This is a genomic window from Streptomyces sp. NPDC097619 (assembly GCF_040302735.1).
Lineage (GTDB): Bacteria > Actinomycetota > Actinomycetes > Streptomycetales > Streptomycetaceae > Streptomyces.
The window spans coordinates 1-8,014 of the sequence record NZ_JBEOSD010000241.1 but is presented as its reverse complement, the minus strand read 5'-3'; the positions used below and the strand labels follow the sequence as shown (position 1 = coordinate 8,014).

4 protein-coding genes and 1 pseudogene are annotated in these 8,014 nt (G+C 74.7%); 3 read left to right on the top strand and 2 right to left on the bottom strand.

Annotated features, from left to right (window positions below):
• Positions 1 to 79 precede the first annotated feature (79 nt).
• Positions 80 to 1,231 (bottom strand): aminoglycoside phosphotransferase family protein, encoded by a 1,152-nt coding sequence (locus ABTZ17_RS35115; protein ID WP_352199867.1) that lies wholly within the window; start codon positions 1,229 to 1,231, stop codon positions 80 to 82.
• Positions 1,232 to 1,537: 306 nt separating this feature from the next.
• Between ABTZ17_RS35115 and ABTZ17_RS35110 the strand changes: the two genes are divergently transcribed.
• Positions 1,538 to 3,037: a DNA-binding protein NsdB gene (locus ABTZ17_RS35110; protein WP_352199866.1), complete on the top strand. Its 1,500-nt coding sequence runs from the start codon at positions 1,538 to 1,540 to the stop codon at positions 3,035 to 3,037.
• 130 nt (positions 3,038 to 3,167) lie between these two features.
• Here ABTZ17_RS35110 and ABTZ17_RS35105 read toward each other — a convergent pair whose 3' ends face one another.
• On the bottom strand, positions 3,168 to 4,631 hold the full coding sequence (locus ABTZ17_RS35105; RefSeq protein ID WP_352199865.1) for a PP2C family protein-serine/threonine phosphatase: 1,464 nt from the start codon (positions 4,629 to 4,631) through the stop codon (positions 3,168 to 3,170).
• A gap of 629 nt (positions 4,632 to 5,260) precedes the next feature.
• On the opposite strand from ABTZ17_RS35105, the pseudogene ABTZ17_RS35100 reads away from it, so the two are divergent.
• Both ABTZ17_RS35100 and ABTZ17_RS35095 read left to right on the top strand, forming a co-directional pair.
• Positions 5,261 to 7,270: pseudogene (locus ABTZ17_RS35100) on the top strand (xanthine dehydrogenase family protein molybdopterin-binding subunit); the annotation flags it as partial.
• A gap of 249 nt (positions 7,271 to 7,519) precedes the next feature.
• Complete coding sequence (locus ABTZ17_RS35095; RefSeq protein WP_352199868.1) at positions 7,520 to 7,978, top strand: (2Fe-2S)-binding protein; 459 nt, start codon at positions 7,520 to 7,522, stop codon at positions 7,976 to 7,978.
• Positions 7,979 to 8,014 lie beyond the last annotated feature (36 nt).

Sequence of the window (8,014 nt, the reverse complement as noted above, 5' to 3'; positions counted from 1 at the left end):
GTGCGCGCGACCACGTCGCGCACCCCGGGACTCCGGTGGTGTTCCTTCGGCCTTGCTTCCCGACCCGGCGGACCGGTCCTCAGCGGGTGCCCACGGCCGCCCGCACGGCCCGGCGGGCCATTCCGCAGTCGTCGTGCAGACGCCGCAGGAGGAGCCGCTGCTCCTCCCCGGAGGCCACGGCCGGGCTGATGCCCGCCGCGCCGGGGAGCACGGGCGGGGCGGAGGCCACGGCCCGCTGGACGGCCATCTCGTAGGTGCGGATCTCCCGGGTGAGGACCAGCATCAGGTTGAGGAGGAAGGCGTCCCGGGCCACGGGGCCCGCGGCCTGGGCGTGCTGGCTGATCTGGCGGCGGGCCGCGGGGGCGTCCCCGAGCACCGTCCAGAGGGTGGCGAGGTCGTACCCGGGCAGGTACCAGCCCGCGTGCTCCCAGTCGAGCAGCACCGGTCCGGCGGGAGACAGGAGCAGGTTCGACAGCAGGGCGTCACCGTGGTTGAACTGCCACTGGGAGCCGGGGTTGCGGGCTCCGGCCAGCGCCACCCCGTGGAGCAGCTTCTGGAGGTCGCCCAGGTCCCGGTCGGTGAGCAGGCCGAGCTCGTGGTACCGCGAGATCCGCGAGGCGTAGTCCAGCGGGCGACCGAACAGCTCGGTGGGGGGCCGCCACTGGTTGACCCGGTACAGGGCGCCGAGCGCGGTCCGGATGTCGGCGCGGGGCGGGGCCTCCACCGGGTGCCGCTGCAGGGCCGCGACCCGGCCGGGCATCCGCTCCACGACGAGCGTGCAGTTCTCCGGGTCCGCGGCGATCAGCCGGGGTACGCGGACCGGGGGCCGGTGCCGGACGAACGCCCGGTACGCAGCTATTTCGTGCCGGTACCGTTCGGCCCACGCCGGCGAGTGGTCCAGTAAAACCTTCGCGACGGCGGTGGTCCGTCCGGTGGTGCCCACCAGGAGGACCGACCGACCGCTGCGCCGCAGCACCTGGACGGGGGCGAACTCGGGACAGATCCGGTGCACGGAGGCGAGCGCCGTGCGGAGTTGGGCCCCTTGCGGGCCGGACAGGTCGAGTCTGCCGCTGAGCGGGCGGTCGGTGGCCCCGGGGACCCGCCGCAGCCGCGCCGGGGCGGCGGCCGGACCGCCGGTCCCGCGGGCCGGGTCGAGGTAGGGGCCGCCACCCGCCTGGAAGGTGCGGTACGGGCGTACGGGGGCGGACACGGAGGACGATGCTGCGTACATGGCGGATGCTGATCCCTTCGTGGCCGACGAGTTGCGTACGCCTTCCCGGCCCGGAACCTTTCGAGTGGTCCGTGGCGCGGTGGAGCGGTCCGGCCGCGTGCGGGACACCCTGGGGAGTGCCGTACCGCGGCCGTGCCGCTCCTGCCCTTTCCCTTCGTGGTGACCGGGGCGGGGAGGCGCATCTCTACCTGACACCCCCGCGTGGGTGGCACACCATCTGGCGGACCCTGGCGAACCCTGGCGAATAGTCCACTCGCATCTGCCGGGGGGTTACTGTCAACACAGCCGAGAACCTGGGGGCTTGACGTGAGCAGAGGACCCAACACCCGCCTGAGCGACCTGTTCGGCCTGGCCGGCTGGTCGAAGGGCGAACTCGCCAGGCTGGTCAACCGGCAGGCGGCGGCCATGGGCCACCACCAGCTGGCGACCGACACCTCGCGGGTGCGTCGCTGGATCGACATGGGGGAGACCCCGCGCGAACCGGTGCCGACGGTGCTGGCCGCCCTGTTCACCGAGCGACTCGGCCGTGTCGTGACCATCGAGGACCTCGGGTTCGTACGTCAACGGCGCGCCAGTGGACGGCAGGCCCCGGGGGTGAAGGACAACCCCGACGGCCTGCCGTGGGCGCCGGAGCGCACGGCGGCGGTCCTCACCGAATTCACGGGAATGGACCTCATGCTCAACCGACGCGGACTGATGGGCGCGGGAGCCGCGCTCACCGCCGGATCGGTGCTCAGCGGTGCGATGCACGACTGGCTGCACACCGACCCGGCCCTCTCCCGGGACGTACCCCGCTACGACGACCCCCTGTACGCCGACAACGCCGGTTTCGACCGCTACGAAGCGGCCCCGATGGGCTCCGAGGAGATCGACGCCCTGGAGCACTCCGTCGAGGTCTTCCGCGCCTGGGACGCCGCCCGTGGCGGTGGGCTCCAGCGCAAGGCCGTGGTGGGCCAGTTGAACGAGGTGGGCGGCATGCTCGCCTACCACCACCCCGATCACCTGCACCGCAGGCTGTGGGGGGTGGCGGCCAACCTGGCGGTCCTGGCGGGTTGGATGTCCCACGACGTGGGGCTGGAGCCGACCGCCCAGAAGTACTTCGTGATCGCCGCGCACGCGGCCCGCGAGGGCGGGGACCGGCCGCGGGCCGGCGAGGCGCTCTCCCGGGCGGCCCGGCAGATGGTGCACCTGGGCAAGCCCCACGAGGCCCTGGACCTCATGCAGTTGGCCCGGTCGGGCTCCGGGGACGAGACCCTGCCCCGGACCCGCGCCATGCTGCACACCATCGAGGCGTGGGCCCAGGCCGCCATGGGCAAGGGGCAGGCGATGCGCCGGACCCTCGGGGAGGCGGAGGACCTGTTCGTCTCCGACCGGGGGGACGTGCCCCCGCCCAGCTGGATGCAGCACTTCGACGAGGCCGACATGCACGGCATGCAGGCCCTGGCCTTCCGCACCCTCGCCGACCACGACCCCTCGGCCGCCCTGATCGCCCAGCGGCACGCCCGGGAGGCACTGCGGCTCCGGGCCGCCGGCCACCAGCGGTCACAGATCTTCGACTACATCTCGATGGCCTCGGCCTGCTTCATCGCGGACGATCCCGAACAGGCCGACCGGTACGCGCGGTTGGCCCTGATGTCCATCGGCGAGACCTCCTCGCACCGGACCTGGGACCGCCTGCGCGAGATGTACCGGCTGACCGGCCAGTACGCCGGTTACGCCAAGATCGAGGACCTGCGCGAGGAGATCAAGCTGGCCCTGCCCAAGAGCCCGCCGGCACCGCGGCGGCCCCGTTCCACGGAGATCTGAGGACCGGCCGTTCGGCCGGGACAGGCACGGGCACGGGTCCGCATCCTCCGGGTGCCCTGGCGGGTCCGGTGGGCGGTTCGTGGTGCCCGCCGGGTGCCTTCGGCGTGGGGGTGCGGCGTGGGGGTGCGGTTCAGCCGTCCACGCGGGCGACGAGGAGACAGGCGTCGTCCTCACGGGGTGCGCCGTCGAACTCGGTGACGAGGGTGCGGAGGGCTTCGCGCGCGCTGAGCGTCCCGGTGAGTCGGGGTGCCAGGGCCAGGAGCCGTCCGGTGGTGTCGGCCGGGCTCCGCCGGGGGGCCAGTCCGTCGGTGTGGAGGACGAGCAGGTCGCCGGGGCGGAGTCGGGCCTCCGCCTGCTCGTACACCGCGTCCCCGGGGACACCCGGCAGCGCGCCCGCGGGGGCTTCGAGGAGTCTCGCCCCGCCGTCGCGGTAGAGCACGGGGGCGGGGTGTCCGGCCCGTGCCCAGAGCAGGGTGCCGGTGGCGGGGGCGTACCGGCAGCAGAGGGCGCTGCCGAGGGCGGGTCCGGCGGAGTCCGCGAGGAGGTGGTCGAGCCAGCCGAGGAGGGGGCCGGGGGTGATGCCCGCGAGGGCCATGCCGCGGAGGGCGCCGAGGACCATGGCGGTGCCCGAGGCGGCGGTCACGCCCTGTCCGGTCAGTTCGCCCACGGTCAGCAGGGATCCGCCGTCGGGCAGGGCGAGGGCGTCGTACCAGTCCCCGCCGTCCGGGACGCCGGGGGCGGTGGGGAGGCGGTGTGCGGCCACGTCGAGGGTTCCGGTGGCGCTGCCGGTGTCGGAGAGGCGGAGCGGGCCGTGCCAGGCCGGTCGTACGGTTTCGCGGAGCTCCGCGGCGACCCGGTGGGCGGTGCGGTCGGCCCGGCGACGGCGGAGGAGGTGCTCCCCGCTGGCGCGGACGGCCTCGCGGCTGCGGCGCAGTTCGCTGGTGTCGCGGACCACGGCCCACATGGAGGCGGTGCAGCCGTCGGGGTCGAGCAGGGGTTCCCCGCGCAGGTGCACGGTGCGGACGGCGCCGTCGGGTCGGCGGATGCGGAATTCGCCGTCGATGGGCTTGCCGTCGATCAGGCAGTCGGTCATCATCGCCGTCAGCACCGGCTGATCGTCTTCGAGGAGGACGGAGCCGAGTTCGTCGAGCGGGAGCGGGCCGACCGAGGGGGAGCGGCCGAAGATCGCGTACAGCTCCTCGGACCAGTGGACCTCGTCGGTGAGCAGGTCCCATTCCGCGGTGCCCGCGCGCGTGGCGCCGTCCGTGGCCGCGGGGGCTCCGGCGGTGTCCGTCACGTCGTGGTCCTCGCCCCGGGGGCGCGTCGGGTCGCCGCCGTCCGGTGCCGTGTCGGGTCCGCCTTCCCTGATCCTCCCCAAGTGCCGGCCCAGTTCGTCGAGTTGGTCGGCGGCGAGGTCGTACAGGGTGCGCTGCCAGCGGCCGTGGGGGTCGTGGTCGTCCCGGGTGTCCGCGAGGTTGTCCCGCCGGACGGCGTCCAGCTCCGTCCGCAGCCGCCGGGTCCGGTGGATCAGTGCCTCGACCGATCCGGACGGTGGCTGCTGGGCGGCGGGATCCGCGGACACGTGGGGCGGCATGGGGACTCCGATACAGGCGCGGTGCGGTCCCGGCGAGAGGGGAGCTGCGGGGAAGGACCGGGCTACGACTGTGGCACAGCCCGTGGGGGCCCGTAAGGTGTTCGGCGACATCCGTCCTGTTCTTGCTGAAGGCATATGCCCGGGGCCTGCCGGACGGTTCCGTCCGTGCGAACGTTTTCGGTCAGGCGTGGGGCCGTCGAGGCGCGGGCGGGGACACCGGTGCCCCCGAACCGACGTCCGCGCCGCCCGTGAAAGCCCCCCGGCCGACCCCGCCGGCCCCTCGGGCACCGCGCGTGCGCGCGGAACGGTCCACCGTCCGGTCATCGTCCGGCGGCCGGAATCGTGGCCCTCCCGCGCCCTGGGCGACCGGTTCGTGCGAGTCGTGCCGCACCGCGCCCGGAGGGTGCGGATCTGTGTGCGACGGGACACCCCCGTGGAGTGGATCCCGCGGCCCGGCGCGTCTCGGACACGCGGTCCCCGGACGCCCGGCGGCCGTTCGACCTGCGCCGACCCGCTCCGGATGGCTTGAACCGAACGCTTCCGCACCGTGCGGCGGCTCGCTACTGTACGTGCCGGTAACAGCCCGGGGACCGGCCCGGACGGTACGCGGGACGGGGAGCGGCACGACCATGGCGGGAACCGAGTCCGACACCGAGTCGGGCACCGAGTCCGGCACCGACCGGCGCACCTTCCTCACCGGCCTGATCGCGGCCCCCACCCTGGCCGTGGCCACCCGGTGGGGCGCCGAGGCCCTGGCCCCGCAGTCCGCGCACGCCGCCGTACCGGGACTTCCCGAGATCGCCGAACTCGTGGACCTCGGCGACCTGTTCATCCTGGCGGGCGCTCCCACCGCGCACCTGCTCGTGCTGCGGGTGCTCACCGACGGCACGGTGGAGTTCCGGCTGCCCCGGGCCGAGGTGGGCCAGGGCCTCACCACCGCCGTGGCCGTGCTCGTCGCCGAGGAACTGGACCTTCCCCCGGAGGCCGTCCGCGTCCGCCTGGAGGACGCCCGTCCCGAACTCCTCTTCAACCAGCTCACCGGCAGCTCCAACGCGATCCGCTCCCTCTACGGCCCGGTCCGCCACACCGCCGCCGCGGCCCGCGCCCGGCTGTTGGCCGCCGCCGCCCGCACCTGGTCCCTCCCGGTCTCCGAACTGACCACCGCCGACGGCTCGGTCCGCGCCCCCGACGGGCGCACCGCCGGATACGGCGCCCTCACCGGCGCCGCGGCGGATCCCGGCCTGGTCGTCCCCGTGGCCCGGACCAAGCCGGAGTCCCGGCACACCCTGGTGGGACGGCCCGCCAACCGCATCGACGCCCGCGCCATGGTGACGGGCCGTCAGCAGTACACCCTGGACCTCGACGTCCCCGGGGCCGTGCCCTGCGTGCTGCGCCGGCCGCCCACCCTCGGCGGCACCGTCCGCGCTGTCTCCAACGCCACCGAGGTCAAGGCCCTCCCCGGGGTGCTGGACGTGGTCACGGTCCCGACCGGCGTGGCCGTCGTCGCCGAGACCTTCGGGCAGGCCCTCGCCGCCCGCGACGCCCTGCGCGTGACCTGGGGTCCCGGACCCGCCGACGCGCTCTCCGACGACGTGGTCCGGGCCCGCCTCAAGGCGGCCGTCCCGCCTCCGCTCCTGCCCCCGCTGCTCGTCTCGCACCTGGACGCGGAATTCGACTTCGCCTTCGTGAGCCACGCGCCCCTGGAGACCAACTCGGCCGTCGCGGACGTCCGCGAGGACCGGGCCGAGATCTGGTCCGGACTGAAGTCCCCCATCGTGGCGCAGCAGACCATCGCCGCCGCCCTCGGCCTGCCCGTGGGCCGTGTCACCGTCCACGTGGTGCAGGCCGGAGGGTCCTTCGGACGGCGGCTGTTCTTCGACGCGGCCCTGGAGGCCGCCCTGGTCTCCCGGGCCTGCCGCCGACCCGTCCGCCTGATGTGGACCCGCGTCGACGACATGCGGCACGGCCGGATGCGGCCCGCCACCCACCACCGGATCCGGGTCACGCACGCCCTCGGCGAGGTCCTCGGCTGCGAGCACCGGGTGGCCGCCGTCGAGACCGACTTCCGGCACGGACTCGGCGAGATCATCACCGCCACCGCCGCGAGCCTGCCGGGCGGACTCGGCAACGCCACCCTCGCCCAGACCCTCTTCCACACCACCGTGGCCTCCCCGTACCACCTGGGCCTCACCACCCGGACCCTCACCGAGGTGCCCACCGGCATCCCCACCGGCTCCTGGCGCTCGGTGTACTCGGCCAACACCCGCGGCGCCGAGGAGATCGTCATGGACGAGCTGGCCCGCACCCTCGGCGAGGACCCGGTGGCCTTCCGCCGCTCCCGCCTTCGGCACGCCGCCCAACGGGCCGTCCTCGACCGGGCCGCCGCCGAAGGCGACTGGGGACGGACCCTCCCGCCCGGCTGCGCCCAGGGCATCGGCTTCCACGAGGAGTACGGCTCCCGCACCGCCTGCCTGGTGGAGATCGACACCCGCGATCCGGAGCACGTCCGCGTCACCCGGGCCGTGATCGTGGCCGACGTGGGCCGGCCCGTGAACCCGCGCGGCCTGGAGGCCCAGCTCCTCGGGGGCCTCACCGACGCGATCTCCACCACCCTCCGCGCCGGACTCCACCTGGAGCGCGGTCTGCCCCTGGAGGGCAGCTACAGCCAGTTCCACTACGCCCGGCAGCGGGACACCCCCCCGGGACGTGCGGATCGTGGTGCTGCCCGCCACCGGCGAACCCGGCGGCGCCGGCGAACTCGGCGTACCGGCCGCCGTGGGAGCCGTCGCCAACGCCTGGGCCCGTGCCACCGGCCGCCGGCCCCGCAGCTTCCCCCTCGACTTCGACGTCGACTTCACCCCCTTCCCCCGCTAGCCAGGAGTCCTGCCGTGCCCTCGCACACCTTCACCGTCAACGGGCGCGCCGTCACAGTCGAGGCCCCCGACGACCTCCCCCTGCTCTGGGTGCTCCGGGACCTCCTCGGCATCCGCGGCCCCAAGTACGGCTGCGGCATCGACGTCTGCAAGGCGTGCACGAGCCACCTCGACGGGGCTGCCGTCCGGCCCGGCGTGGTGCCCGTGGCCGAGGTCGCGGGCCGCGAGGTCACCACCATCGAGGGCCTCGCCGACGGCGACCGGCTGCACCCGGTGCAGGAGGCGTGGCTGGCGCAGGACGTCGCCCAGTGCGGCTACTGCCAGCCCGGCCAGATCATGGCCGTGGTCGACCTCCTCCGGCGGACCACCGAGCCCACCGAGGACGATCTCGACGCCATCGCCAACATCTGCCGCTGCGGCACCTACTTCCGCATCCGCGAGGCCGTGCGGGACGCCGCCGCCCGGATGCGCTGACCCCGGACGCGCCGACGCGCCCGCGGCCGGACGGAG

What these genes read in the sequence shown, in the direction of transcription:
- ABTZ17_RS35115 (WP_352199867.1), bottom strand. Translation starts at nt 1,231, where the DNA reads ATGTACGCAGCATCGTCCTCCGTGTCCGCCCCCGTACGCCCGTACCGC.
- ABTZ17_RS35105 (WP_352199865.1), bottom strand. Translation starts at nt 4,631, where the DNA reads ATGCCGCCCCACGTGTCCGCGGATCCCGCCGCCCAGCAGCCACCGTCC.